Source organism: Exiguobacterium sp. SH0S1, assembly GCF_004337165.1.
GTDB lineage: Bacteria > Bacillota > Bacilli > Exiguobacteriales > Exiguobacteriaceae > Exiguobacterium > Exiguobacterium aurantiacum_A.
The window spans coordinates 360,206-386,732 of the sequence record NZ_SJVC01000002.1 but is presented as its reverse complement, the minus strand read 5'-3'; the positions used below and the strand labels follow the sequence as shown (position 1 = coordinate 386,732).

The following is a 26,527-nucleotide window of genomic DNA, read 5'->3' as shown; positions in this document are numbered from 1 at the left end:
TAGAACGGGAATGAGTAAGGCAGGAGGTGGGGTCGATGATCGAAGTAGAGTCACTCGTCAAGACGTTCGGGGATGTTCCGGCCGTCGACGGAATATCGTTTTCAGTAAAACAAGGAGAAATCTTTGCGTTCCTTGGTCCGAACGGGGCCGGGAAATCGACGGCTATACAGATGTTGACGACACTCATTCGACCGACGAGCGGGTCGGCGCGCGTGAACGGGTTTGATGTCGTCAAGCGGGAGAAGGACGTCCGGTTATCCATCGGTGTCGCCCTCCAGGAGACGGGCATCGATAAAGTGTTGACCGGCCGGGAATTGCTCGTCCTTCAAGGTCGGCTGTTCAAAATGACGAAACGTGAAGCAGAAGCACGGGCCGAGGAACTGCTGTCGGTCGTCTCACTCGCGGATGCGGCTGACCGAAAGAGTGGCACGTATTCCGGCGGGATGCGGCGTCGGCTTGATTTGGCGCTCACGCTCGTCCATCGTCCGATCGTACTGTTTTTAGATGAACCGACGACCGGGCTCGACCCGGCGAGTCGAATCGAGATTTGGAAAGAGGTACGGCGTCTCAATCAAGAGTTCGGGACGACCATCTTTTTGACGACCCAATATTTAGAGGAGGCGGACGAGCTGGCCGATCGCATCGCCATCATCCATCACGGTAAGATTGTCGTCGAAGGGACAGCAGAAGAATTGAAGCAGACCGTCGGAGGCGAGTCGATTTCTCTAGTGTTTCATACCGATGCAGAAGCACGAGCCGCCGCTGAGCTGTTCGGACAAGCCGCGACCGGACCGAGCCTCGTCTTCGAACTTCGCGACTACACGTTGACCGACGTCGTCCGGAAACTCGATGAGCAGGCGTTACAGCCGGAGCGGCTCACGGTGAAACAGCCGTCACTTGACGACGTATTCTTGAAAGTGACGGGCGAATCGTACGAAGGAGGTGTGCCGAGTGTGGACTGAAACGTGGTTGTTTACAAAGCGGAGTCTAATGACGACGATCCGCAACCCATTTTCATTTATCCCGAACTTGATGATTTCTGTCTTTTTCTTGCTCGTCTATACGAGCGGGCTGTCGAGTGTGGCCGCATTGCCGCAGTTCGGCGGCGGCGACTACTTGAATTTCATCTTGCCGGTATCGATCGTCTCAGGTGCTGTCGGCGGGGCCGGGGGTGCCGGCCAAGCGTTAGTGCGTGACATCGAGAGCGGCTATTTCGCCCGGTTGCTGCTCACACCTTCGACGCGGACTGCCATCGTGCTCGGACCGATGATTGCCGGGATGTTGCAACTGTTCGTTCAAACGTTGCTTATCTTTGCCGTCGCGTTCTTACTCGGGTTATCGATTCCGGTCGGTGTGGTCGGCTTCTTGTTCACGGTTTTGCTCGCTCTCGGATTCGGACTCGCTTTTGCCGGATATTCGGTCGGGGTCGCCTTGAAGACACGGAACGCCCAAGCCGCACAGGCCGGGACACTTCTCTTCTTCCCGCTCATCTTCTTGTCGACGACGTTCGTCCCGAAAGAGTTGATCGAGGCGGAATGGCTCAAAGTGGCGGCGACGTTCAATCCGACGACGTATATCTTTGAAGGGATGCGGGCCGTGTTGACCCAACCGACGATTGACTGGGGCGCTTTGTCGGCCGGCCTTGCCGTGGCTGGAGGGATGAGTGTCATCATGGTCGTCTTCGCGGCGACAAACGCGCGGGGTGCCTTGAAACAAAAATGATGAACGACGAGTACGCTTTCGAAGTGATTGTTCAAAAACAGAAAAGGGGGGAGACGATGGATCAACTCAAAACGATGGTGCAAATCATCTTGACAGGGATCGGGGCTTACTTCTCGATCATTTTCATATTACGTGTATCAGGAAAACGGACGCTCTCGAAAATGAACGCATTCGATTTTATCGTGACCGTTGCGCTCGGTTCGATCTTAGCGACGACGCTCACGAGCCGACAGACACCGCTACTGAATGGGCTCGTCGCTTTTGCCACGCTCGTCGCGTTGCAATACGTCATGGCGAAGCTGGCCAATCGGTCAAAACGAGTGAACGAGCTGATCAAATCGACACCGACGATGCTATATTATCGGGGGAGTTACTTAGAAGCGGAGATGCGTAAAGAACGCGTGCTCGAGATCGAAGTGCTCCAAGCCATCCGCTCGAGCGGGACCGCTCACGATAAAGTCGAGGCGGTCGTCCTTGAGACAGACGGGACGTTCTCGGTGTTGACGAGCACGGAAGCCGTTTTGCAAAATGTTCGTAAATAAAAAACGACTCGGTTCCGCTGAACCGAGTCGTTTGAGGTTTTATTGAATTAGAGGTACGTTCCAGCACCGACGTAACGTGGTGCCCAGTAACCTGATGTGAAGCTCGCGTATTTAACGCCGCCTGTTTCTGAGTTGATCATTTGTGTCTTGCTGATTGCCATACCGACGTGTTGGATCGTGCCGCCGTTATGTGAGAAGAATACGAGGTCGCCTGCTTGAATCGCTGACTTCGACAATTTTTTCGAGCTTGAGTATTGTGAGCGTGAATCACGTGGGATTGACTTGTTGATCGCTTTCTTGTAAACATGTCCTGTGTAACCAGAGCAGTCAAATCCAGCTGTTGTCGTTCCGCCGTAACGGTACGGTGTGCCAAGGTATTTCTTCGACTCGGCGACAAGTTTCGTACGAGCGCTTGAAGAAGAAGTCGTTGTCACTTTAGTAGCCGTTGCTGTGTTTGCTTTCAAGTACGTGTAAGTCGATGACGCTGAGATGTAACGGTGAGTCCCTTTGTAGTTGATCTTGTAGAACGAGCCAACTTTACCGAGGTATGTATAGCGTTGACCTTTATTCATCTTCGTAACGACTGACGAGCTGAGTGATGCTGATGTCCGAATGTTCAAGCCGTTGACTTTCGAGTAAGCGAATGTTCCAGTAGCTGCTTCTGCTTGTTCACCTGTTGTGAATGCAAGACCCGAGAAAGCGATAGTGGCGGCGACGATGATAGATGCGAAACGCTTTAACATAGTATAATTCCCTCCGTTTTTTAAAATAAAACCCTGTGAGTGTATATGATCGATGTGTGTTTACGATAGTTGAGCAAAAGTCGAGTTTGTTACCCGGTTTCCTCTGCAAATAAACTATATCATGCGTAAGACCGATGGCATTTTTCAATCACAAGTCAAAAATAGTTTTCTTGTAACATATTTGAAACAATATGGAGGCATAGAGACCTTTTTGTTACATAAGGAAGAGTACCGGACGTTAACTTTTAAAAATCAAGGGAATAGACTGATATGTAGCCGTTTATATAAAGTGACGGCATGATTGAATTGTGATTAGATGAATAAGAACTTTACAATTACTTTTCAAATATAGAATCACAAGAAAGACAGGTGACGTTTATGACGCAAAGTACAGAACCAGCTAAAAACTATACGCTTCGTGAACTCGAGACGAAGACGTTGAAAGAATTGTATGAAATCGCAAAAGAAGTGAATGTGCCTCAATATCGGGAAGCACGGAAACGTGAACTCATGTTCCGAATCTTAAAATCGCAAGCCGAATCGAAGGACCTTTATTTCCTCGAAGGTGTCCTTGAGATCATCCCTCCGAACCCGCAGTCACAAAATGAAGGTGGCTTCGGTTTCCTCCGACCAATCAACTACTCCCAATCGTCCGAAGACATCTATATCGCCGCTTCACAGATCCGCCGCTTTAGTTTGCGGAACGGGGATCTCGTCACCGGGAAAGTCCGGAAACCGAAAGAAAATGAACGTTTCCAAGGGCTCTTGAGCGTCGAGGCGGTCAACGGGGAAACGACCGATTCGACCCGGAACCGCGACTATTTCCCTGCGCTCACGCCGATCTATCCGGAAAAGCAAATGGTGCTCGAGACGGAGCCGAACCATCTATCGGTCCGTGTCATGGATATGATCGCACCGGTCGGCTTCGGGCAACGTGGTTTGATCGTCGCCCCACCGAAAGCCGGGAAGACATCTCTATTGAAAGAAGTCGCCAATTCCATCACGACGAACCATCCGAACGTTGAACTGATCATCCTATTGATCGACGAACGTCCGGAAGAAGTGACGGACATCCAACGTTCGGTGCCGGGTGCAGACGTCGCCTATTCGACGTTTGACGAGACACCGGAGAATCACACTCGCATCTCGGAGCTCGTGCTAGAGCGGGCGATGCGCCTCGTCGAACATAAGAAAGACGTCGTCATCTTGCTCGACTCGATCACTCGGTTGACGCGTGCCTATAACCTGTCCGTCCCACCGAGCGGTCGTACGCTCTCGGGCGGGATCGACCCGGCAGCGTTCCACAAACCGAAGAAATTCTTCGGGGCGGCCCGGAACATCGAGGACGGCGGCAGTTTGACGATTCTCGGGACAGCGCTCATCGATACCGGTTCGCGGATGGATGACGTCATCTATGAAGAGTTCAAAGGGACGGGCAACATGGAGCTCCATCTCGACCGGAAGCTCGCGGAACGCCGTATCTTCCCGGCCATCGATATCCGTCGTTCGGGTACGCGGAAAGAAGAACTCCTCCTCGGCAAGGACGAGCTCGACTCGCTTTGGACGATTCGTCGCACGATGAACGAGTCGCCGGACTTCGTCGATCAGTTCTTGCGTCGTGTGCGTGAGACGCAAACAAATCTCGACTTTTTTGCGGCGCTCGAGGCCGATAAGAAAAAGAGTCGCCGCCCGGTGAAAAAAACGAAAACGGACTTGTAAATCCGTGAACCGGGTGCTATTATATTCTAGTGAACTTTCTCTAGGTTGAAAGAATACTTAGGGCAGAAGGAGTTGAAAAGCAATGAAACAAGGAATCCACCCAGAATACCGTAAAGTCGTATTCATGGACTCAACGACTGAGTTTAAATTCATCAGTGGTTCGACTCGTTACTCTAACGAAACGATCACGATGGAAGATGGTAACGAATACCCACTCATCCGTGTCGATGTATCTTCTGATTCGCACCCGTTCTACACAGGTCGCCAGAAATTCGCATCTGCGGACGGTCGTATCGAGCGCTTCAACAAGAAGTACCAACGTTAATCGTCAAGTTGTATGCACACCGCCTAGGGATTGCCCTTGGCGGTTTTTTGTTGTCCAAGCGAGGGTAAAGAGACGGAAGACTGACATGAGGGGGCTTCCATGGAGTATATATTGATTAGCATCAGCTTGTTGGTTGGCGTCGGGATCGTCTCGCAATGGTTGGCGTGGCGCTACCAAATTCCGGCGATTATCATCATGACGGTTGCCGGCGTGTTGGCCGGTCCGATCTTTGGTTTGTTTGAACCGCGAGAGTTGCTCGGTAATTTGTACAGCCCGATCATCTCGTTTGCGGTCGCGATCATATTATTTGAAGGTAGTTTAGGGCTTCATTTAAGCGAGATCAACCAATTCCGGCGTTCGATCGTCCGCATCGTGACAGCGGGTGTGACGTTGTCGTTCGTTGGGGCTTCGCTGTTGATTCAATACGTCGGCGGTCTCCATTGGGTCGTCGCTTGGACGATGGGAGCGCTATTCGTCGTCACCGGCCCGACGGTCGTCATCCCGTTGCTCAGGCAAGCCCATCTGAAAGATCGGGTCGGTGCCATCTTAAAGTGGGAAGGGATCATTGTCGACCCGGTCGGTGCGTTGCTCGGCCTGTTCGTGATTCGAATCGGCTACATCGTCTATGAAGGCATGGACTTGTGGGTACAATTGCTCTTTGCGGGAGCTTGTCTCGTCGGTATCGGTCTCGGTTACGTGTTCGGTCACGTCTTGATGGGCTGGTTCGTAGGTGAGAAGATTCCGCGGTACTTACGCGCTTCGGTGACGCTTACGGCCGTCTTGATCTTATTCTCTTTGAGCGAGTTTATGATGCATGAAGTCGGTCTCCTTGCCGTGACGGCGATGGGGATGACGATGGCGAACACGAAACTTCGCGATGAACAGATCATCGAGGAACTGCAGTCGTTCAAGGAAGACATCTCGATTTTGCTGATCTCATCCGTATTCATCTTGCTGACGGCGTCGCTGTCGCGTGAAGAACTATTGAATATCTTCCAGTGGCCATTGCTGTTGACGATTGCCGGCATCTTGTTTCTCGTTCGACCACTGGCAATCTATGTATCGACGCTTGGTGTGGGGCTTCCGCTCAAGGAGCGTGGGTTCATCGGCTGGATCGCGCCACGCGGCATCGTCGCGATGACGGTCGCAGGTTTTTTCGCGGAGGAAGTGGCTGGTCTCGGGATTGAGGATGCGTCACAGATGCTACCGCTCACGATCGGACTCGTCTTTACCTCGGTGACGTTGCACGGGCTGACGATTCGACCGCTCGCGCGCAAATTGAACTTGATCGATTATAAAAAAGAAGAAGAAGAAGCGGAAGAGTGAAGAGAAATCGGGACGGGATGATGCCGTGCCGATTTTTGTTAGAAGTCAACCCTTTTCCTATGACTGAAAGATGGTTATAATCGGAAAGCGATTAACGATGGAGAGGGCGAAGTAGAATGATGCATGTGACGAACCGTTACGGTTGGATAGAAGTGATTTGTGGCAGTATGTTTTCTGGGAAGTCGGAGGAATTGATCCGCCGTGTCCGTCGGGCGCACTACGGTAAGATCCCGGTCCAAGTGTTCAAGCCGGCCATCGATGACCGCTACCACGAAGAGAACGTCGTCTCCCATAGCGGCAACTCGGTCGTGGCCGTCCCGACTCGAACGAGTCAAGATGTATACGATGCGGTGCGCGAAGAGACGCAAGTCATCGCCATCGACGAGGTGCAGTTCTTTGACGAGGGGATCGTCGACGTCATCGAGCAGTTGGCGTCAGAAGACAAACGTGTCATCTGCGCCGGACTCGATATGGACTTCCGTGGCGAACCGTTCACGATGATGCCGGAGCTCTTGTCGCGTGCCGAGTTCGTCACGAAGCTGCAGGCGATCTGTCTGTCGTGCGGCGCCCCGGCGTCTCGGACGCAGCGCTTGATCAACGGAGAACCGGCTCGCTTTGAGGACCCGGTCATCTTAGTCGGTGCCGCTGAGTCGTACGAACCGCGTTGCCGCCATTGTCATGACGTCCCGAACAAACCACGCCCGATCCGTCATACAGTAGCGGATTGAGGATTTTGTCGGTTCGCTCTAAGTATTCAATTTGTCGACGAACCGAGCTAGCTCGGTTCGTTTTTTGGTATAATGAAGAGAACGATTTGGTGAACAGAAAGGACGGATCATGATGTTTGACCGTTTAAGCGTTTTAGAAGAACGATATATGCAATTGAATGAGATGCTCGCTGACCCGGAAGTGCTCAGCGACTCGAATAAACTGCGTCAATATTCAAAAGAACAGTCTCAACTCGAGGAGACGGTACAAGCGTATCGACGCTATAAAGAGACGAGTACGGCCTACAAAGAAGCAAAAGCGATGTTAGAAGACCGAACGCTCGAATCCGATATGCGCGAACTCGCGAAAGAAGAGATGGCGCTGCTCGAACCAGTTGTGAAAGCGCTCGAAGCGAAGCTGCGCGTCCTGCTCATCCCAAAAGACCCGAACGACGACAAGAACGTCATCGTCGAGATTCGCGGGGCGGCCGGTGGTGACGAGGCGGCACTGTTTGCGGTCGACTTGTATAAGATGTACACCCGATTCGCCGAGCGTCAAAACTGGAAAGCCGAGCTGATCGACGCCAACTATACGGAACTCGGCGGCTTTAAAGAAGTGACGTTTTTGATCAACGGTGCCGGTGCCTACTCGAAACTGAAATTCGAGAATGGGGCACACCGTGTGCAACGCGTCCCGTCGACGGAGTCGGGTGGACGGATACACACGTCGACAGCCACCGTCGCGGTCTTGCCGGAAGCCGAAGACGTCGAAGTGCACATCGACATGAAAGACGTCCGCGTCGACACGTTCACGTCGTCAGGGCCGGGTGGTCAATCGGTCAACACGACCCAGTCGGCCGTGCGGTTGACACACATCCCGTCAGGACTCGTCGTGTCATGCCAAGACGAGAAATCACAGCATAAAAATAAAGATCGGGCGATGAAAGTCTTGCGGGCCCGCCTGTACGACAAGATGCAGCGCGAACACCTCGAAGAACTGTCGGCGCAGCGGAAGTCGGCCGTCGGGACGGGCGACCGTTCGGAGCGGATCCGGACGTATAACTTCCCGCAAAGCCGCGTGACCGACCACCGTATCGGCCTCACGCTTCAAAAACTCGACCGGGTGCTCGCCGGGGAGCTTGAAGACATCATTGATGCGCTCGTCATGGAAGATCAGGCCGGCTTGATGGAGGGTATGGAGTGATGCGGATTGCCGCAAGGTTGAAACAAGCGGAACGCATGCTCGTTGACGCGGGTCGTGACCCGTCGACTGCCGAATGGTGGCTCATGCACGTGCTCGGCGTCGACCGGACGGGTCTGATCGTTCGGTTATCCGAAGAACTCTCGGACGACGAAACAACTGCGTTCGAGTCCGGGCTCGAGCGACTGCTTGCCGGTGAGCCGGTCCAACATTTGATTGGTCAGGCCCCGTTCTACGGTCGGTCATTCGCTGTGAACCGGGATGTACTTATCCCGCGACCGGAGACCGAAGAGTTGATCGAATGGGTCGTTGAGCACGTCGGACCGATTGAAGACGACGCGATCGTCGACGTCGGCACGGGCAGTGGCGCCATCGCCATCACGCTCAGTCTCGAGCTCGGTGTCCGCGTCCAAACGGTCGATATTTCCCGGGAAGCGATTGCGGTGGCAAAACGTAACGCGGAAGTGCTTCGTGCCGATGTGACGTTTCATGAAGGGGATTGCCTCGGTCCGGTCGCGGACGACTCGATTCGGGTGCTCGTCTCAAATCCGCCTTACATCGAAGCTGATGAACTGCTCGATGAGACGGTCGCAGGGTACGAACCGCATCTCGCATTATTCGGGGGGGCGGACGGTCTCGAGTTCTACCGGAAAATCATCGCGGACTCAACACGCGTGCTACGTGCCGATTGGCAATTGATTGCGTTTGAAATCGGGTATAATCAAGGACAAGTTGTGAAATCGTACCTGTCCGAACGTTATCCTGAAGCAGAAACGGGTATTTTAAAAGATATAAACGGTAAAGACCGAATTGTCTACGCCGTGAGGGAAGGGATTGCGCATGGAAACGAAATGGATCAAGCCAACAGAAGTTGAGGAAGGGGTTCGTCTCTTGAAGATGGGCGAGGTGATCGCGATTCCGACAGAGACGGTGTACGGCCTCGCCGGGGATGCGACGAACGATATCGCCATCCGTAAGATTTTCGAGGCGAAAGGAAGACCATCGGACAACCCGCTCATCGTCCACGTGGCTACGGTCGAACAGGCCGAACATTTCGCGCAAACCATCCCGCCGGTAGCCAAACGCTTGATGGAAGCGTTTTGGCCCGGTGCCTTGACGATCATCTTACCGTCGAACGGTCGAGCGTCGTCACTCGTGACGGCCGGGCTCGACTCGATCGGCCTCCGCATGCCGGACCATCCGGCCGCACTCGAACTCATCCGCACGTCCGGTCTCGGTCTCGCGGCGCCGAGTGCGAACCGTTCAGGACGACCGTCACCGACATCGGCACAGCACGTAGCCGATGATTTGACCGGTCGGATCGCGGGTATTATGGATGGGGGACCGACAGGCATCGGCGTCGAGTCGACTGTGATCGACTGTACGACGGAACCGGTGACGATTTTGCGTCCCGGTGGCGTGACGAAAGAAGCGATCGAGGCCGTCATCGGGCCAGTTGCGCTCGATGCGAATTTGAGCGATGAAGCGGCCGCGCCCAGATCACCAGGAATGAAGTACACCCACTATGCCCCGACTGCACCTTTGTATTTAGTCGATGGCGGACGCGATGATCTCGTCCGTGCCATCACGATGCGGCAGGCGGCGGGCAAACGGATCGGCGCGCTCGTATTTGATGAAGCAACGACCCCGGCTGACGTCACGCTTTCTCTCGGTGACACGATGGAGATAGCGGCCCAGCGACTTTACGAGGCGTTGCGCAAATTCGATGAGACAGATGTAGAAGAGATTTACGTGAATCGGATTGAACCGACGGGAGTCGCTCTTGCCGTATATAATCGCTTGTATAAAGCGGCAGGCGGGAAGATCATCCGTCTAGAGGAAGAGGCTTAAGGACATGAGGAGGATCACGCGATGTCAATGAAACGCGTATTATTCATATGTAGTGGGAACACATGCCGAAGCCCGATGGCGATGGCCCTGCTCCGCTCGAAAGTGACAGGCGACGAATTTGATATTCGTTCGGCTGGAGTTCGGACGATGCAAGGGTTTGATGCCTCAGAAAACGCTCTTCAAGTATTACGTGAACGAGGGATTGAACTCGAACACGTGACGCAGACGTTCGACGACGTACTCGGACGTTGGGCAGACATCATTTTGACGATGACGCGGGCACACCGCGAACAGATTCGGGATACGTATCCGGATTTGGCCGATCGTACGTTCACATTATATGAGTTCGTGACCGGGCTCGAACGTGACATTAACGACCCGTTCGGAGGCTCGATGAACGTCTATCGCCAAGTCCGAAACGAACTCGAACCACTCGTCAATCGACTTGTGCTAAAATTGACGAATGACGGGTCAAAGGTGACGAAACCACCGAGACGCCTACCAAAGAAGACGGGGGAATGAACACATGAAAATTGCAATCGGCGCCGACCACGGCGGATTCAACTTAAAAAAAGACATCATTGGATTACTAGAAGAGCTTGGCCACGAGTATAAAGATTTCGGGACACACTCGGCCGAGTCGATCGATTATCCAGACGTAGCCATCCCGGTCGCTGAGGCTGTCGCTGCCGGCGAGTTCGACCGCGGCATCTTGATTTGCGGCACAGGGATCGGTATCGGCATTGCGGCGAACAAAGTTAAAGGGATCCGCGCAGCACTCGTTCACGACTCGTTCAGCGCCAAGGCGACACGTCAACACAACGACTCAAACATCATGACGATGGGCGAGCGTGTCGTCGGACCGGGGCTCGCGATTGACTTGGTGGCGACGTGGCTCGATACAGATTTCGAGGGCGGACGTCACTCGAACCGTGTCGACAAAATGAGCGCTTACGAAACGAAGTGACCGTGATGAAAGCTGAACTTTCGAACCTGCTGTTGGAGCTGCACGAACGCTTTCCGCTCGATGAGGACAAGATCCTCATCATCGGCTGTTCGACGAGCGAAGTCATCGGCAAGACGATTGGGAAAGCCGGATCGATCGATGTGGCGTCGGAATTCATCGAAGCGTTTCTCGCGTTTCGTGACAAGACGGGCGTCCATCTGGCGTTTCAAGGGTGCGAGCACATTAACCGTGCCCTCACCGTCGAGCGTCGGACGCAGAAGCAGTTCGGTCTGACCGAAGTGACCGTCGTCCCGGTCCGCTCAGCGGGTGGGGCGATGGCGGAGAAAGCGTATGAGCGCCTCAACGCGCCGTGCGTCGTCGAATCGATTCAAGCGGACGCTGGGATCGACATCGGATCGACGTTGATCGGCATGCACTTGAAGCCGGTCGCGATCCCGGTCCGGTTATCGGCGAAACAGCTCGGCGAGGCGTACGTCACGTTCGCCGTCACAAGACCGAAACTAATCGGTGGCCCTCGGGCGCACTATCCAGCGAAATAACAAAGACAGCCGGTCATAGCGACCGGCTGTCTTTTGCGTTATACGTCTTCACTGAACAGATACGATACGACCATCGGGAAACGTTCGCGCCAGGCGAGTTCGTTGTGCACACCTTCTTCGATGACTTCGAAACGCAAGTGATCGACTTTGTCGCGTAGTAAGGCGTAGACGCGCTCGCTCGACTCGAGATACATCTCGTTCGTCGGCCCATCCTCTGACGGCTGTTCGACTTCTTTACGGCCGACGTCCATATATAGTCGCTCGATACCTTTCAAATCACTCGACTCGATCAACTGCTCGAGTTCGGTCTGGTTGAACCAGAACGCTGACGACAAGGAAGCGACGCGTTTGAAGATGTCCGGATAGACGGAGGCGGCATACACCGAGATGAGGCCGCCCATCGAACTGCCAATCATCCCGGTCTCGTCTGGTTTCGTCCGATACGCGTCGTCAATCATCGGCTTCAGCTCTTGGGCGATATATTCGATGTAGGCCGAGCCTTGGCCGCCTAGTGTCAATTCTCGACCATAGAGCGCTTCCCCGACGAACGGATTTTCCCAAGGGCCGTATTCGTCGAGGCGCATTTCACCCGGTGCGCTATCGATGGCGACGACGATCAAGTCGCGCTTTGAGGCGTCCAAATACTCTCCGACGCGCCAGCTCATATTGTAGCTCGCGTCCGCGTCGTCGAACGCGTTCTGTCCGTCGTGCATGTAGAGCACCGGGTAGCGCTTGTCCGTCAGCTCGTAGTCGTTAGGTGTATAAATCCGGACCGTCCGCTCGCGCTCGAACGGGGTAATCGTCACTTGTCTCGTCTCAATCATAATTATCCTCCTCTAATGTTCTTCTTCAATACCATACCCAACTTTGAGCCCGATTATGACGATACCCAAAAAAACGAGCATATGGTACGATGGGGTTGTTGATTTTTAGACATTCAGAGGGGGTTTCAACATGGTAAACACGACGAAGTTGAAAGTGCAGGATGCGGAATTGTTTGAAGCGATGCAACACGAGCTCGCCCGTCAACGGGAGAACATCGAACTAATCGCCTCGGAGAACTTTGTCTCAGAAGCGGTCATGGAAGCGCAAGGCGGGGTTCTCACGAACAAATACGCCGAAGGTTACCCAGGTCGCCGTTACTACGGTGGTTGTGAGTTCGTCGACGTGGCCGAAAACTTGGCACGCGACCGGGCGAAGGAACTGTTCGGTGCAGAACACGCCAACGTCCAGCCGCATTCGGGTGCGCAAGCGAACATGGCCGTCTACTTCACGGTGCTTGAAGCGGGCGACACGGTGCTCGGCATGAACTTGTCGCACGGTGGCCATTTGACGCACGGAAGTCCGGTCAACTTCTCGGGCGTCCAGTACAACTTCGTCGAGTACGGTGTGGACAAAGACACAGAACACATCGACTATGACGTCGTCGCAGCCCTCGCGAAAGAACATAAACCAAAACTGATCGTCGCCGGAGCGTCAGCATACCCGCGGACGATCGATTTCGCCAAGTTCCGTGAAATCGCCGACAGCGTCGACGCCTATCTCATGGTCGATATGGCCCACATCGCCGGACTCGTCGCGGCCGGACTCCATCCGAACCCGGTCGAGCACGCGCACTTCGTGACGACGACGACGCACAAGACGCTTCGCGGCCCGCGCGGCGGGATGATTCTTTGTAAAGAAGAGTTCGCCAAAGCGATCGATAAGTCGATTTTCCCTGGTATTCAAGGCGGCCCGCTCATGCACGTCATCGCCGCGAAAGCGGTGGCGTTCGGAGAGGCGCTCCAACCGGAGTTTAAAGACTATCAGGCGCAAGTCATCAAAAACGCGCAAGTGCTCGCGCAAGGTTTAGAAGAAGAAGGGCTCCGCATCGTATCGGGCGGTACGGACAACCATCTCCTCCTCGTCGACCTCCGTGGCATCGACATTACCGGTAAAGCGGCCGAGCATGCGCTCGATGCGGCCGGTATCACGGTCAACAAGAACACGATCCCGTTCGACCCGGCATCACCGTTCGTCACGAGCGGAATCCGTCTCGGGACGGCAGCGATGACGACACGCGGTTTGAAAGAAGACGACATGCGTGAAGTCGCCCGCCTGATCGGTCGTGTCCTGACAAACCATGAAGATGAAGCAGTGCTCGCCGAGGCACACGAAGACGTACGTGCCTTGACGGCGAAATTCTCGCTCTATCCTGAACGAGGCTGACGAATGGACGCACGGACACTAGCAGAACGGGAACTTGCAGAACTGCCGCTCATCGATATGACGGAATGGCTCATCCGAAAAGGAGAGCATGACCCGACGTTCCGTCTCGTTGCGAACGAGTTTGGCGTCGTGATGACCCTCCTTGACCACGGCTATTACGTCGAGGCGAGTGAACGGATTGTGCCGCTTCTCGGGATGAAAGTGCCGGCGGCGTTCCATCGGCTCGGACTCGCTCTCGAAATGAAAGCGAACGGAAAGAAGGCGGCCAAGCGCCGCTTTCGTTCGTTGTCGCCAGCCGTCATGCAGCATGCGGACCTCTCGCCATGGCGTACCGCCTTTAAATGGGACAAGAAGTGGCTCGGACTACCGGCTGTCGTCGCGTTGGCGCTTGTCGCCCTCGCATTTTGGCCTGAAGCGACTCCACCCGCCGTACCGGTGACTGAAGACGCGCCACGGGTCGAGACGGTGACCGAGGACGAGGCGCTCGCCAAACGGCTAGAAGAGCTCGAGCAAGAAGTCGCCCGTCTCGAGGAAGCGAACGAGGCGTTGCAGACGGAAGAAGCGCCGGTCGAAGAGGAAGCGTCGGCGACACAACAAGTCATTCCGCTTGCGGATGTCGAGACGCTCGTTCAAGACAAGCGCTATAAAGAGGCGGACGCCCTCCTCGAAGGTACGCCGAAAGCCGGGCAAGAACAGGCCGTCGGCTTCTATCGCCTCCTCGTCGACAACAAGCTCGGAGAAGCAGAAGTGTCGGACTATGCGGCGTACGTCGAAACGTACCCGGAATCGGGCTACAAGACAGACGTCCTGTGGATGAAGGGTATCGCTGAGAAGAAGGCCGGGGACGAAGCGTACCGGACGACGCTCGCCGAAGTCGCCGCGATGGAAGGCACATATTGGGCACCGATTGCGAAATCGGTACTAGAAGACGAATGAGGTTGCGGCCATGCCGCAACCTTTTTCTCATCAAATTCTAATCTGGTTCACCAACGTTTCTCAACCCGCTCCCGTACAGTAAAGAAAAAGAAGTAGGGGGAGAGGCACATGCAACGCAGTACAACAGGTAAAGTCGCCCGATTCATGAAAGGCGCAATCATCGGGGCGCTCGCGCTCACATTGATGGCAGCCGGAGTGGCAGGATTTTTGATTTTCACGCTGACCGGGAACGCCTGGCTCGATCAAATCGTTCAATTCGGGACTGACGTGTCGTTCCAAGCGGAGGGAATCGAATCCTCGTTTGAACGCTTCAGCGACTCGATAGAGCTTCGCGTCGAACAGGCGATTCCAGAAGCGGTTCGTCCGTTTTTCGACTGATGAATCCGGGAACAGAATAAGGATGCGTCGGGCGGACTGCTCGGCGCTTTTTTTCAAGAAAGGATGAACTATATGCCGACAATCCTCGTCGTAGAAGACGATGCCAAAATTGCCAGACTGCTTGAACTTGAACTGATGCACGCCGGCTATCAAGTCGAGGTCACCCACGACGGACGTAGCGGGCTTGAACGAGCGCTCGCCGGGGGGATCGACTTGATGCTTTTAGACGTGATGCTTCCACAAATGAGCGGGCTCGAGGTCGTCCGTCGGGTGAAGGAAGAACAACCGTTGCTCCCGGTCTTGATGGTGACGGCGCGGGGCGACCGGTACGATAAAGTGAGCGGGCTCGACCTTGGGGCGGATGATTACATCACAAAGCCGTTCGAGATGGAGGAACTGCTTGCCCGGATCCGTGCATTTTTGCGGATGCGCCAGCACGTCCATGTCGATGCGACTGAACGTGTTTTGTCCTATGAGGGACTCACGGTCGACGTTAACCGGCATGAGGTGACGTGCGAGGGACAGAAAGTCGAGTTGACTCGTCGTGAATTCGATTTGATCGTCTATTTGCTCGAGCATCCGGAACGCGTGCTCACGCGCGACCAACTCGTCGAGCACGTCTGGGGTTTCGACTATTATGGGGACACGAACGTCGTCGACGTATACGTGCGTTACTTACGGAAGAAACTCGGAGGTTCTTGGATTCAGACGGTACGAGGCGTCGGCTATATGCTGAAGCGTGGTGAGTGAGTATGAAATTACGGACGAAAATCGCCCTCGCGATGGCCGGGTTCATGCTGTTTTTACTCATCACGTCGTTCGGGGTCGCCTGGATCGTCTCGCGCCAGCAAATCGTCGACGCTCGCTATGACGTGCTCCGTCAAGCGCTCAGTCTGCTCGAAGAGGATGAGCGGAACCGTCAGGCCGTGCTGTCACTGCATGAGGACAGTGTCGTCCTCGAGCGGCAGAGCAATGGCGATTGGGGCATCATCGGCGGACAGGCGGCAGACGGTTTGAGTTTTCCCGTCAATTTTGGAGAGCCGGCACTGATTGATGACTGGTTCGTCATCGCCACGTCGAACGGTCTCGGTTTTGCCTTTCAAGACGCGGCGGTAAGTGAGACGTTACAGACGCTCGCGACGATCTTCCTCGTCATTTTCTTGATCGCGGTGGCGATGACGTTCGTCGGAAGTTTATGGATTGTGCGCCAAGGACTCGATCCGCTCCGGCGGCTCGAGTCGACGATGGGCCGGATCACGGAATCAGGGACCCTCGAGACGATTGACGTCGGTCCGAATCAAGATGAGGTGTCGACGCTCGCGACAGGGTTCAATCAGATGATTGCCCGTGTCGAAGGGTCGATGGAGCAACAACGCCGTTTCGTCGCGGATGTTTCACATGAACTCAAAACCCCGCTCACCGTTATTGAAGGGTACGCCAAGTTGCTCAGACGTTGGGGTCAACATGACCCCGTCGTACGCGACGAGGCGATTGATCATATTTTGACCGAGTCGAGACAGATGCGGGAGGACTTGATTGAACCGATGCTTGAACTGAGTCGCTTCGCCGCTTTAGAGGACATCGAAGTCGAACAGATCGATTTGAGCGATCTCGCGCTCCAACTTGAAGAACGGTTCGAACGGTCGCACGGAAAACACGTCCCGATCGACGCGGCAGGGAGTTGGGCTGGACATCGTGACTCGTTGCAGCGATTGATTGTCATCTTCATCGATAACAGCTTGAAGTACGCGACCGACACGAGCGTAACGATGACATCAAATCGGATTGAGGTGCGTGACCATGGGACAACTCTGACCGAGGAGGCGCGTGCGCGGTTGTTCGACCGGTTCTATCGGCTTGATGAAGCGCGCGACCGGAGCGGCAGCGGTCTCGGGCTTGCCATCGCCAAAGAAGTCGCCGACTTGAACGGTTGGAAGGTTGGGAGTTACGCGAACGCGCCGGACGGGAGCATATTCTTCGTCACCAAATGAGGAAAGTTTCTCAGGCACTCATCATTTTCTAATGAAATCCTCGTGGTGCTCTAACGTCAACGTTCTATGATGAAGGTGTAGAGAAGGAACAGCACATGGAACGAGGAGGAAACATCATGAAATTACTTGGGTGGATTTTAGGGGTCGGCCTGGCCGTACTCGCTGTCGCAGGGATCGGATTGTATGTCGCGAACGACAAGACGGATACGGTCATCATCCCACGCGCCATCGATAGTGCCAATAGTGGAACCGACGACGCGAAAGACGACGCTGCGAAGGAAGCTGCCGCTACTTCCGAATCGAACGCATCTTCAAGTGACGTGCCCGTCCGTTCGGTCGACGATGACGACTATGAACTATACGGGACGCTCGTCAGCTTGTCAGATCAGGACGTGACGATCAGCTTTAGCGGAAAAGAATCGACGTACCCACTTGCTTCCCGCCACGAGATCGATGACGACACCCCGAAAGCCGGTGACCGTGTCAAACTCGAGTTCAATCAAAACAATGAAGTGAAAGAAGTCGACCGGGAGAGCGACGACTTCGACATTTACGGTAGTTTCGTCAGCCTCTCGGATCGAGACGTCGTCATTGAGCGTGACGGGAAGCAAGTGACGTACCCACTCGCCGCTCGCTATGAAATCGATGATGAGATGCCAACAGCCGGTGATCGCGTCAAACTTGAATTGAACATGCAAGAGCAAGTCAAAGAGATCGAACGTGATGATGACCCTAGCAGCGCAGATGATCGCGATGACGCTAGCGATGATAGTGATGACGGTCGGGATGACAATCAAGATGATCAAGATGACGACCAAGATGATGACAATTGATGAACGAACGGGTGCCCGCTGGAGGCACCCGTTTTTGATTCGTAATATTTCTGCAAACATAATCGATTCGTATCTTATGATATGATGGAGAGGGAATTTATGCCAACATAACATAATACATATAACGACGATGTAGGGAGAGGGGAGACGAGTGATGAGACTGAGTTGGACTGCCCTGCTCGCCCTCTGTTGCCTCAGCGGTTGTGGTTCGAAAGAAGAGATTAACGCCCTCGCGTTACGCCCGCTCGAAGCGTACGTGACGAATCAGGATGAGCAGGAACATATTTTACCGGAAACAGAGAAGCGACTGCTCGCTTATTGTCGACAACAAACGACGGAACGGCTCCCGTCACGCCGGGGCGAGGTGGCTGAAGTGACGTTTCGCCATCCGCTGTATGCAGAGCTCGGCAGTCAGACGATTAAGTATTGGGTGAGCGGTGACGACCGTTATTTGTCTTGTGCGAACAGCCACGAACAAATCGAGCGGACGTTCCGGATTGACCCCGTCAACGAATTCGAGTCGCTCATCTCGAGTGAACTAGTCGAGACCGACGTCGGAGAGGCGGTCTCGTTTTATCCGGAACCCGATGTCGCAAAAATCGTCAACTTGTTCCGGGTGAATCAAGCGCATGAAACAATCGTCCCGGGATCGACATTCCGCTACCAGACGCCGGACAGCGGTTCGTTGTACGTGACGTATGAGGTGATGCGGAACGGCCGGACGCTCGACCGGACGATTGAACCGGGGCTGTTCGTATTCAAGAGCGGAAAGAATGACGGATACGCTTTCCTCACGAAGTTAGCGGATGGCAGGGTAGCGCTACAGATGGGTACGGAATCGTCATGGGAACGCACCGTTCTTCCAAGCGCCTTCACCGGAAAGTATGTATATACCGATTCGACAACTGATGTGTTCACGCTCGATCATTCAAAACGCCAACTGTTGAAACGAGTCGTGCTTGCTGAACAGCCGATTGGAGACGTAAGCGACGCCACCTCGCTCACATTGTCTAAACGATATGATGCGGTCATCGAAGTTTGGGGCAGTGTCAGACGGCCGATGACCACGAAGCTGATGAGTTCGTCCGCTCGTTCGGTGAAGACGAAGCTCGCCACGTACGAGACGAAGGGGAAGACGTCATATCTAGATGGACCGAATACGCAAGAGCTGTTCAAACTCCTGACGCATGTGACAGGCGGAAACAAGTCAGAAGCAGCCGTCCAACACGGGATACTCTCCTTGTACGAACACTTACAAGAGCAACATTTCGAGGTTTGGGTCGAACCTGGGGATCAACGGATCTACCTCGTCGACCTGACGACGAAACAAACGTACGCAATCGACCTGATGCGGCTCGAGGAATTGTTGAATCGATCGATTCGATATAATAGCTGAACTAGATATACTACCCGCTTTATGACAAGACTATGTCATGAAGCGGTTTTTTTGTCGTTAAATTGACACTATATTTTGCTGGAAAACTATCCTATAATTTTTTTTGCGAAGGTTCAACATTACATACATGAATCCGATACATCTATAAAACACACAGCACTAACCTTCTCGTCATCAATTTTATGAAGAAAAGGGGGAACGGAGAGACACATCTCAATTCAACCATCATTGTCCGTCACCAAGTTTTGTCAGTCATCAGGAGAGGAATAGGTATTGAAATTGAAAAAGATTATTATGTCTCTAACGGTAGTGTTGTTAATTGTTAGTCTGAACATGTCAAAAACGGGAGCGCAAACGATGAACCCACTCGACGGTGTGAAGAACTATCAAGTGTATTATGGTCATCCGACCGAAACGATCATCAAAGATATGCAAAACTATGATCTCGTCATCATCGAGCCGCTTCATTATACAAAAGCTCAAGTTGAACAGATCAAGTCACGCGGTACGAAAGTACTCGGTTATATTAGTGTTATGGAAGTCGCGACGTGGAACACCGGTCTCATGTCAAAACTTCAGTCAGGTGATTTCTTCACGCGCAACGGACAACGTGTCCACTACCCGGAATGGGATTCTTACTTGACGAACATCGCTTCACCGCACTTCCAAGGGCTCTTGCTCACGGAAATCCAAAACCAAGTCATCGCTAAAGGGATCGATGGCGTGTTCATGGATACGGTCGGCGATATCGACAACGAACATTTGAACAACCCGACCGTGCTCAAGCAGCAACGTGACGGTCTCGTCAACTTCTTGAAAGAAGCGCGTGCCCGTTACGGCAACATCGCTATGGTCCAAAACTGGGGCTTTGACACACTCGAAACGTCGACAGCACCTTACGTCGATGGCATCATGTGGGAGAGCTTCAACGCCGACACGATCAAAAGCGACGCCTGGTCACAAAACATGATCAAAAAACTTCAAGCAGTCGACACGAAACATTCGGTCAAAACGCTCACGATCTCGACGCGTCAAAGTGCGGAGAGCCACAAGCTTGCCGCTGACTCGAAGTTTATCCACTTCCACGAAGCAGACGCTTATGTGAACTGGAACGCAGGTCTTGTGACACGGACGAAAGATATGGCACCGACTCCGGCACCTGTCGTGGTAGCACCAACGACAGAGACGTCAACAGCAACAAAACCGGAAGCGACGAAGCCAGCGACGGAAACATCGACTGCACCAAAACCGGAAGCAACGAAGCCAGCGACGGAAACATCGACTGCACCAAAGCCGGAAGCGACGAAACCAGCGACGGAAACATCGACTGCACCAAAACCGGAAGCAACGAAGCCAGCGACGGAAACATCGACTGCACCAAAGCCGGAAGCGACGAAACCAGCGACGGAAACGTCAACAGCAACAAAGCCGGTAGCGACGAAACCGACGACGGAAACATCGACTGCGCCAAAACCGGTAGCAACAAAACCGGCGACAGAGACGTCGACTGCGTCAAAACCGACAACAGCGCCGACGAAGCCTACTGCATCGACGAGCACGACAACGAAGCCAGTCGAGCAAAAAGATTCGAAGCAAGCTGAGCCGAAGCAGAAAACAGAAAAAGAACTGAAAAAAGACAAAAAGAAAGCGAAGAAGCACGCGAAAAAACATGCTGCTAAGCATGCCAAGTTCGTGGAGCACGAAAAAGCCAAAGGCAACATGTGTGCAAAAGCCAAGCACAAGACAGCCGGCTTTTTAAACTTCTTCAAATTCTAATCTAGAAGGTAGATCAACCCCAAGGTGTCAAACTGGCCCTTGGGGTTTCGTCTGACCTCTTCAAAAACGGAAGTTGACCCTACCTTTCTACGAGAAGTTGGGGTACAATGCTCGAGAGAGATTTAGAGAGGAGTGAAGCAAAATGGGAAAAGTACACGTTTATGATCACCCATTGATTCAGCACAAGATGACGATTATGCGCAAAGTAGAGACGGGGACGAAGCAGTTCCGCGAACTCGTAGAAGAGGTTTCTTCACTCATGGCATATGAAATTACACGCGACCTTCCGCTTACTGATGTGGAGATTGAGACACCGGTCTCGGTATCGACACAAAAGATGATTGCCGGCAAGAAATTGGGAATCGTCCCAATTTTACGGGCAGGCCTCGGCATGGTGGATGGCTTCCTCAAAATGATGCCGAACGTCAAAGTCGGTCACATCGGTCTTTACCGTGACCCGGAGACGCTCGAGCCGCACGAATACTATCTCAAGTTGCCGACAGATATTACCGAGCGTGACTTCATCGTCGTCGACCCGATGCTTGCGACCGGCGGATCTGCAGCTGATGCGATCGCAGCCCTTAAAAAACACGGCGCGAAGTCGATCAAGCTTGCTTGTCTCTGCGCAGCGCCAGAAGGCGTCGAACGCGTTCAAGCCGAGCACCCAGACGTTGAAATCTATCTCGCCGCACTCGACGAGAAGTTGAACGAACATGGCTACATCGTGCCAGGACTCGGTGACGCAGGTGACCGTTTGTTCGGAACAAAATAAGCAAAACGAAAGGAGGCTCCAGTCGGATCCTCCTTTTTTGTGCACTCAATCTGTCAAAACCAATCCATAATAGTTGAGAAAACCGAAGCAACAACCGATAGTGAAGACAGAAGCGAATGTCATCTGTTGAAATGAGGAAGAGAACGACCATGAGGCCAAAACTGTCACTTTTGCAAGCCTATCTGTTGATTGCGTTATTAGCGCTGTTTTTGACGAGTCTATGGAGCTACAGCGCCTTCCAAAACATCGAACGGCAGAACGAGCGTATCGTCGAAGAGGCGATTCCGATCGCGAACGCGGCGTCTGAACTGTTCGCGCTCCTGCTCGATCAAGAGTTATCGGTCCGTGGCTATACATATAATCAAGATATGTTGTCGCTCCGACAATATAATGAGACGAAGTATGCTCTTGCTGAGACGATCCAAGTCATCCACGAGCTTGACCATCGTCATCCGATTATGCAGGAAATCATTCAAGGAGAGGCGCTTCCGCTCATCAATGAGATGGAGATGTTTTATGAGTCACAGCTTGCCCTCGTCGATGCGGGCAAAATTGTGGAAGCGAATGCGCGGCGCTATAGTGGGATTGATTACATCAATCAATTTCGAGACGTTGACGCCGACATCCGGGAGGACATCGACAAAATCATTCAAGAGGCGTCACAGCGAAGTGTCAGTGCCTCGAATTCGGCGACGTGGGTGATCGTCATCGTCGTCGCGATCGCCATCCTCTTGTTGCTCGCATTCGTGCACACGTTCCGGCTCGAGCGCAGCAAGCAGGCGCTGATCCATCGGTCGCTTCATGACGCTTTGACCGGCGTTTGGAATCGCCGTGCCTTCGATGAAAAGCTCGAGCGACTTTGGGATGAGACGGAAGAATCAAGTACGGATGTCGCGCTCCTCCTGCTCGACATCGATGCGTTCAAACTGTATAACGATACGTACGGTCATTTGGCGGGGGACGCCTGTCTCGAACGGGTCGCACACGCCGTTTATAAAGCGGTCGGGGAAGATGGCATGGTCGCCCGCTATGGCGGCGAGGAGTTCGCGGTGTTACTTCGGCCGCACCATGCCCGTCAGTCAAAAGAAGTCGCTGAACGGATTCGCCAAGCGGTTCTTAAGCTGAACATTTTGCATGAAGCGTATCAGCCGCTCCGCAAAGTGAGCGTCAGCATCGGTGTCGCAGAACACATCCCCGGACTAGACGTCGAGAAGTCTGATTTGATCGAAGCGGCTGACCGAGCGCTCTATCAGGCGAAGCAAAGCGGACGCAACCGCGTTTCGATGGGGAAAGCGATGTAGGTCGTTCGATTCGAGGCGCCGAAAACGACCAACGTGGTCAACAAACGGACAGACAAAATCCCGCCCTTTTCAAGGGGCGGGATTTCTGTCTTTATTCTTCGATCAAACCTTCAGAGACGAGGAAGTCGTGAGCCACTTTCTCGGGACGTTGTTTTTCGACGTCGGCGAGGTAGTTCAACTCTTGCATGATTTCGTCCGTGATTTTGCCGTTGAGCAAGTTCAACACGTCTGCGAGCTCAGGATGCTCGGTGAGCGTCTCTTCATTGACGATCGGGACGGCGTAGTAAGGCGGGAAGAACTGTTGATCGTCTTCGAGGACGACGAGTTCGAACCGCTTCAATAGGCCATCGGTTGAGAAACCATCGATTGCCTGGCTCTCGCCGTTCATGAGCGCCGTGTAACGAAGGCCGCCATCGACCGGTTTCACGTCTGCGAAGTTGAACGGATACACTTCTTTCAAGCCGAGATAGCCGTCTTCCCGGTTCGAGAATTCGATTGTCGGGCCGAAGACGAGCTCATCACTCACCGCGGCAAGGTCAGAGACGGTCTTCAAGTTATACTTGTCGGCGTCTTCTTGTTTGACGGCGATGGCGAACGTATTGTTAAATCCAATCGGATCGAGTGTCCGGATATCGAACCGCTCTTGCATTTGCGACCGGACTTGTTCGTAGACAGCGTCCGGGTCGTTATCGACTTCTTGCTTCAAGACGTCGACGAAGAGTGTGCCTGTGTACTCGACATAGGCATCGATTTCACCGGTCCGGAGTGCGCTGAACGCGACTTGCGTACCGCCGAGGTTAAGTTGACGCTTCACCTCGAGGTCGGTCTTGTCTTCGATCAAATCGGCAACCATGTTCCCGAGGATCGCTTGCTCCGTATAGTTTTTCGAACCGATGACGATCGTATCGTCTTCACGGGTAAAGGCGTAGATCGAACCGGCGAGGAGCAAGGCGAACGCTGTCGCGATCACGATGAGCGGTTTCGCCACTTTTCTAGCGGGACGGTGTTTTTTCTTCTTCATCCGTCCGTCAGCGAGGACGATCCCGTTCGGAGCGACTTTATACTCGATACGGCTGACGATGAAGTCGATCAAGAGTGCGAGTAGACCGGCCGGAATCGCACCTGCTAAAATCTGGTTGTTGTCGACTGTCTGGATACCGGCGAAGACGAGGTAACCGAGACCACCTGCTCCGACGAACGCTGAAATCGTCATGAGACCGACAGCTGTGACGGCTGATATGCGAATCCCGGCCATGATGATCGGCAAGGCGAGCGGCAATTGGATCTTGCTTAAAATTTGGCGATCGGTGAGGCCGATCCCTTTAGCGGATTCGAGCGTGTCACCTGGAATGCTCGACAGACCCGTGTACGTGTTCTTCACGATCGGAAGCAGTGAATACAGGACGACCATGATGATGGCCGGTGTCGAACCGATTCCGATGAACGGGATGAGGAAACCGAGCAAGGCAAGACTTGGCACAGCCTGAACGACGCTCGTCAGACCGAGGATCGGTTTGGCGAGGCGTGGCATCCGGAGAATCAAAATACCGAGCGGGACACCGATCAGTACTGCGAGCGAGACGGCGAAGACGGTCAGTTGCAAGTGTTCAAGCAAGAGCGTACCGATTTGGTCGGTGTTGCCCGCGACGTAATTGAAAAAAGATTGAATCGTATTCATATTGTTTCCTCCTCTTGCATGAATTGCTCACTGAGGACGGAAAGCAAACTGCTGCGTGTGATGAGTCCGTTAAGGATAGGTCCGGTCACGACCGGCAGATAGCCTTGGTCGCTCGTGTTCATGACGTCTAAAATATCGAGGAGCGAGTCCTCGCTCGAGACGAAAGCGTAGTTCACGTTCATGACTTCCTCGAGTCGTCTCGTCTTATCTTGGATCCCGTGGACGTCTTTCAATTTGATGAGTCCTTGAAGGACGCGATCGCGGTCCGTGATCAGGAGACTGTCGACTTTGCGTGAACGCATGATTTCAATCGCTTGCAACACCGTGCGTTTGCCGCTGATCGAGACAGGGTCCGTGATCATGATATCTTTCGCTTTAATGTATTCAGGGCTGTTCCAAATTCGATTTTTACCGATGAACGCTTCGACGTACTCGTCCTGCGGGTTACGGAGAATCTGTTCCGGTGTATCGAACTGAACGATTTCCCCGTCACGCATGATACAAATACGATCAGCCAGCTTGATCGCCTCATCCATATCGTGGGTGACGAATACAATCGTTTTCTTGACTTCCTCTTGCAGGTTGAACAGTTCTTCTTGGAGGTCGTTCCGTGTCACAGGATCAAGGGCGCTGAACGGCTCGTCCATCAAGATGACTTCCGGGTCGTTCATGAGGGCGCGGGCGAAGCCGATGCGCTGCTGTTGACCGCCGCTCAGTTCACTCGGATAGCGATCGATGAATTGATCCGGATCGAGGCCGACCATGCGGAGCAAGTGCTCGGTCCGGGCGTCCATATCCTGTTCGGCGTGTCCTTCGAGACCGGCGATCAATTGGATATTCTCGCGGATCGTCATATGAGGGAAGAGGCCAGTCTGTTGAATGACGTAACCCATTTGGCGTCTCAGTTCGATTGGATCCATCTTACGTGTGTCTTGACCGTTGACGATGATCGTCCCGGACGTCGGTTCGATCAAACGGTTGATCATTTTAAGCGACGTCGTCTTACCGCAGCCGGACGGGCCGATAAAGACGACGAGTTCGCCTTTGTTAATCGTCAAGTTCATTTCCTTCAGTACAGTCGTACTTTTGAAGGTCTTCTCTACATTTTTAAACTCAATCATTGACTCAACTCTTTTCAAAAATTATTTTCACATAACCTTATTTGCCCGTTGTCGAAGGATTGTAAACATTATTTTCGAAAAAAGTGTTTAACAGGTTGTAAAAGGGGGGATTATTACTTGCTGTTTAAACAGTGCGAAGAGCCGCTCATGGCAAGAGAGACGCGATTATCAGTTTTAAAGTCACAAAATAGACACAAATATAGAGGACGCTTACATCTTAATTGCAGACTTCCCACAAAGGTTGGCATCGGTTCCGGCTTGATGGCGTTGGGTTTTCAGCCGATTCATGCTTAGAAATGATGATGTGAGATTCGTCACTACAAATTTGTCAGAATCGCTCGACACGGCAAAAAGATAATCGGTATACTGATACAGGATAATGAAAACGATTTCAATGCGAAATCAGCGTCCGTTTTAAAACCTTTTGTGAACGTGGGGCGGTTTACGTTGTATTTTCCAATACGCGGATGTATAACTGAACTATTCCTCATCTGA

General features: G+C 53.2%; 27 protein-coding genes. 23 read left to right on the top strand and 4 right to left on the bottom strand.

The features are described from left to right. The first annotated feature begins 35 nt into the window (after positions 1–35). Genes EVJ20_RS08665 through EVJ20_RS08655 form a run of 3 tightly spaced genes read left to right on the top strand, consistent with a single transcriptional unit; the run spans position 36 to position 2,264 of the window. Entirely contained in the window at positions 36–962 is a 927-nt protein-coding gene (locus EVJ20_RS08665) for an ATP-binding cassette domain-containing protein (RefSeq protein ID WP_070328205.1), read from the top strand. Further along, positions 952–1,722: an ABC transporter permease gene (locus EVJ20_RS08660; RefSeq protein ID WP_070328204.1), complete on the top strand. Its 771-nt coding sequence runs from the start codon at positions 952–954 to the stop codon at positions 1,720–1,722. Before EVJ20_RS08665 ends, EVJ20_RS08660 begins: the two co-directional genes overlap by 11 nt. Before the next feature lie 56 nt (positions 1,723–1,778). Further along, positions 1,779–2,264 (top strand): DUF421 domain-containing protein, encoded by a 486-nt coding sequence (locus tag EVJ20_RS08655; protein ID WP_070328203.1) that lies wholly within the window; start codon positions 1,779–1,781, stop codon positions 2,262–2,264. 47 nt (positions 2,265–2,311) lie between these two features. On the opposite strand, the gene EVJ20_RS08650 is transcribed toward EVJ20_RS08655, so the two are convergent. After that, on the bottom strand, positions 2,312–3,007 hold the full coding sequence (locus tag EVJ20_RS08650) for a C40 family peptidase (RefSeq protein ID WP_070328202.1): 696 nt from the start codon (positions 3,005–3,007) through the stop codon (positions 2,312–2,314). Positions 3,008–3,385: 378 nt separating this feature from the next. On the opposite strand from EVJ20_RS08650, the gene rho reads away from it, so the two are divergent. The 10 genes from rho to EVJ20_RS08600 all read left to right on the top strand — a co-directional run bounded on the left by rho (position 3,386) and on the right by EVJ20_RS08600 (position 11,642). After that, positions 3,386–4,726: a transcription termination factor Rho gene (rho, locus tag EVJ20_RS08645; protein ID WP_070328201.1), complete on the top strand. Its 1,341-nt coding sequence runs from the start codon at positions 3,386–3,388 to the stop codon at positions 4,724–4,726. An 82-nt stretch (positions 4,727–4,808) separates the two neighbouring features. Beyond that, positions 4,809–5,051 (top strand): type B 50S ribosomal protein L31, encoded by a 243-nt coding sequence (locus EVJ20_RS08640; protein ID WP_021066109.1) that lies wholly within the window; start codon positions 4,809–4,811, stop codon positions 5,049–5,051. A 99-nt stretch (positions 5,052–5,150) separates the two neighbouring features. Further along, positions 5,151–6,377 carry a cation:proton antiporter gene (locus EVJ20_RS08635; RefSeq protein ID WP_131464608.1) on the top strand — a complete coding sequence of 409 codons (1,227 nt, stop codon included), beginning with the start codon at positions 5,151–5,153 and terminating at the stop codon, positions 6,375–6,377. Positions 6,378–6,493: 116 nt separating this feature from the next. Further along, on the top strand, positions 6,494–7,105 hold the full coding sequence (locus EVJ20_RS08630; protein WP_070328199.1) for a thymidine kinase: 612 nt from the start codon (positions 6,494–6,496) through the stop codon (positions 7,103–7,105). Positions 7,106–7,217: 112 nt separating this feature from the next. Then, the gene (gene prfA / locus EVJ20_RS08625; protein WP_070328198.1) at positions 7,218–8,288 is read left to right on the top strand and encodes a peptide chain release factor 1; all 1,071 of its coding nucleotides are present in this window, start codon (positions 7,218–7,220) and stop codon (positions 8,286–8,288) included. Further along, a complete protein-coding gene (prmC, locus tag EVJ20_RS08620; protein WP_131464953.1) occupies positions 8,288–9,160 on the top strand; it encodes a peptide chain release factor N(5)-glutamine methyltransferase in 873 nt (290 codons plus the stop codon). The genes prfA and prmC overlap by 1 nt, the downstream gene beginning before the upstream one ends. Next, the gene (locus EVJ20_RS08615) at positions 9,126–10,136 is read left to right on the top strand and encodes an L-threonylcarbamoyladenylate synthase (protein ID WP_131464606.1); all 1,011 of its coding nucleotides are present in this window, start codon (positions 9,126–9,128) and stop codon (positions 10,134–10,136) included. Before prmC ends, EVJ20_RS08615 begins: the two co-directional genes overlap by 35 nt. Before the next feature lie 21 nt (positions 10,137–10,157). Next, positions 10,158–10,658, top strand: a complete 501-nt coding sequence (locus tag EVJ20_RS08610) for a low molecular weight protein arginine phosphatase (RefSeq protein ID WP_083274052.1) — start codon at positions 10,158–10,160, stop codon at positions 10,656–10,658. A gap of 4 nt (positions 10,659–10,662) precedes the next feature. Beyond that, a complete protein-coding gene (gene rpiB / locus EVJ20_RS08605) occupies positions 10,663–11,103 on the top strand; it encodes a ribose 5-phosphate isomerase B (protein ID WP_070328195.1) in 441 nt (146 codons plus the stop codon). Further along, complete coding sequence (locus EVJ20_RS08600) at positions 11,100–11,642, top strand: TIGR01440 family protein (protein WP_370252014.1); 543 nt, start codon at positions 11,100–11,102, stop codon at positions 11,640–11,642. The genes rpiB and EVJ20_RS08600 overlap by 4 nt, the downstream gene beginning before the upstream one ends. A gap of 38 nt (positions 11,643–11,680) precedes the next feature. Here EVJ20_RS08600 and EVJ20_RS08595 read toward each other — a convergent pair whose 3' ends face one another. Next, a complete protein-coding gene (locus EVJ20_RS08595) occupies positions 11,681–12,466 on the bottom strand; it encodes an alpha/beta hydrolase (protein WP_131464604.1) in 786 nt (261 codons plus the stop codon). A gap of 130 nt (positions 12,467–12,596) precedes the next feature. On the opposite strand from EVJ20_RS08595, the gene glyA reads away from it, so the two are divergent. The 10 genes from glyA to EVJ20_RS08545 all read left to right on the top strand — a co-directional run bounded on the left by glyA (position 12,597) and on the right by EVJ20_RS08545 (position 23,233). Continuing rightward, positions 12,597–13,850 (top strand): serine hydroxymethyltransferase, encoded by a 1,254-nt coding sequence (gene glyA, locus EVJ20_RS08590; protein WP_070328192.1) that lies wholly within the window; start codon positions 12,597–12,599, stop codon positions 13,848–13,850. Positions 13,851–13,853: 3 nt separating this feature from the next. Next, on the top strand, positions 13,854–14,786 hold the full coding sequence (locus tag EVJ20_RS08585) for a hypothetical protein (protein ID WP_131507918.1): 933 nt from the start codon (positions 13,854–13,856) through the stop codon (positions 14,784–14,786). Positions 14,787–14,894: 108 nt separating this feature from the next. Beyond that, positions 14,895–15,164 carry a hypothetical protein gene (locus EVJ20_RS08580; protein ID WP_131464600.1) on the top strand — a complete coding sequence of 90 codons (270 nt, stop codon included), beginning with the start codon at positions 14,895–14,897 and terminating at the stop codon, positions 15,162–15,164. Between the two features lie 72 nt (positions 15,165–15,236). Further along, complete coding sequence (locus EVJ20_RS08575; protein ID WP_070328189.1) at positions 15,237–15,914, top strand: response regulator transcription factor; 678 nt, start codon at positions 15,237–15,239, stop codon at positions 15,912–15,914. Between the two features lie 2 nt (positions 15,915–15,916). Continuing rightward, the gene (locus EVJ20_RS08570; RefSeq protein WP_131507916.1) at positions 15,917–17,155 is read left to right on the top strand and encodes a sensor histidine kinase; all 1,239 of its coding nucleotides are present in this window, start codon (positions 15,917–15,919) and stop codon (positions 17,153–17,155) included. A gap of 116 nt (positions 17,156–17,271) precedes the next feature. Next, entirely contained in the window at positions 17,272–17,988 is a 717-nt protein-coding gene (locus EVJ20_RS08565; protein ID WP_236636336.1) for a hypothetical protein, read from the top strand. A 154-nt stretch (positions 17,989–18,142) separates the two neighbouring features. Beyond that, positions 18,143–19,384, top strand: a complete 1,242-nt coding sequence (locus EVJ20_RS08560) for a hypothetical protein (protein ID WP_131507912.1) — start codon at positions 18,143–18,145, stop codon at positions 19,382–19,384. 357 nt (positions 19,385–19,741) lie between these two features. Then, positions 19,742–21,160: an endo alpha-1,4 polygalactosaminidase gene (locus tag EVJ20_RS08555; protein ID WP_161568106.1), complete on the top strand. Its 1,419-nt coding sequence runs from the start codon at positions 19,742–19,744 to the stop codon at positions 21,158–21,160. 142 nt (positions 21,161–21,302) lie between these two features. Then, complete coding sequence (upp, locus tag EVJ20_RS08550; protein ID WP_035386536.1) at positions 21,303–21,932, top strand: uracil phosphoribosyltransferase; 630 nt, start codon at positions 21,303–21,305, stop codon at positions 21,930–21,932. A 149-nt stretch (positions 21,933–22,081) separates the two neighbouring features. Next, entirely contained in the window at positions 22,082–23,233 is a 1,152-nt protein-coding gene (locus EVJ20_RS08545) for a diguanylate cyclase domain-containing protein (RefSeq protein ID WP_236636334.1), read from the top strand. Positions 23,234–23,324: 91 nt separating this feature from the next. Here EVJ20_RS08545 and EVJ20_RS08540 read toward each other — a convergent pair whose 3' ends face one another. Then, positions 23,325–24,911, bottom strand: coding sequence for an ABC transporter permease/substrate-binding protein (locus EVJ20_RS08540; RefSeq protein WP_131464590.1), 1,587 nt, complete (start codon positions 24,909–24,911; stop codon positions 23,325–23,327). Further along, positions 24,908–26,032 carry an ABC transporter ATP-binding protein gene (locus EVJ20_RS08535; protein WP_070328182.1) on the bottom strand — a complete coding sequence of 375 codons (1,125 nt, stop codon included), beginning with the start codon at positions 26,030–26,032 and terminating at the stop codon, positions 24,908–24,910. Before EVJ20_RS08535 ends, EVJ20_RS08540 begins: the two co-directional genes overlap by 4 nt. Positions 26,033–26,527: the final 495 nt, after the last annotated feature.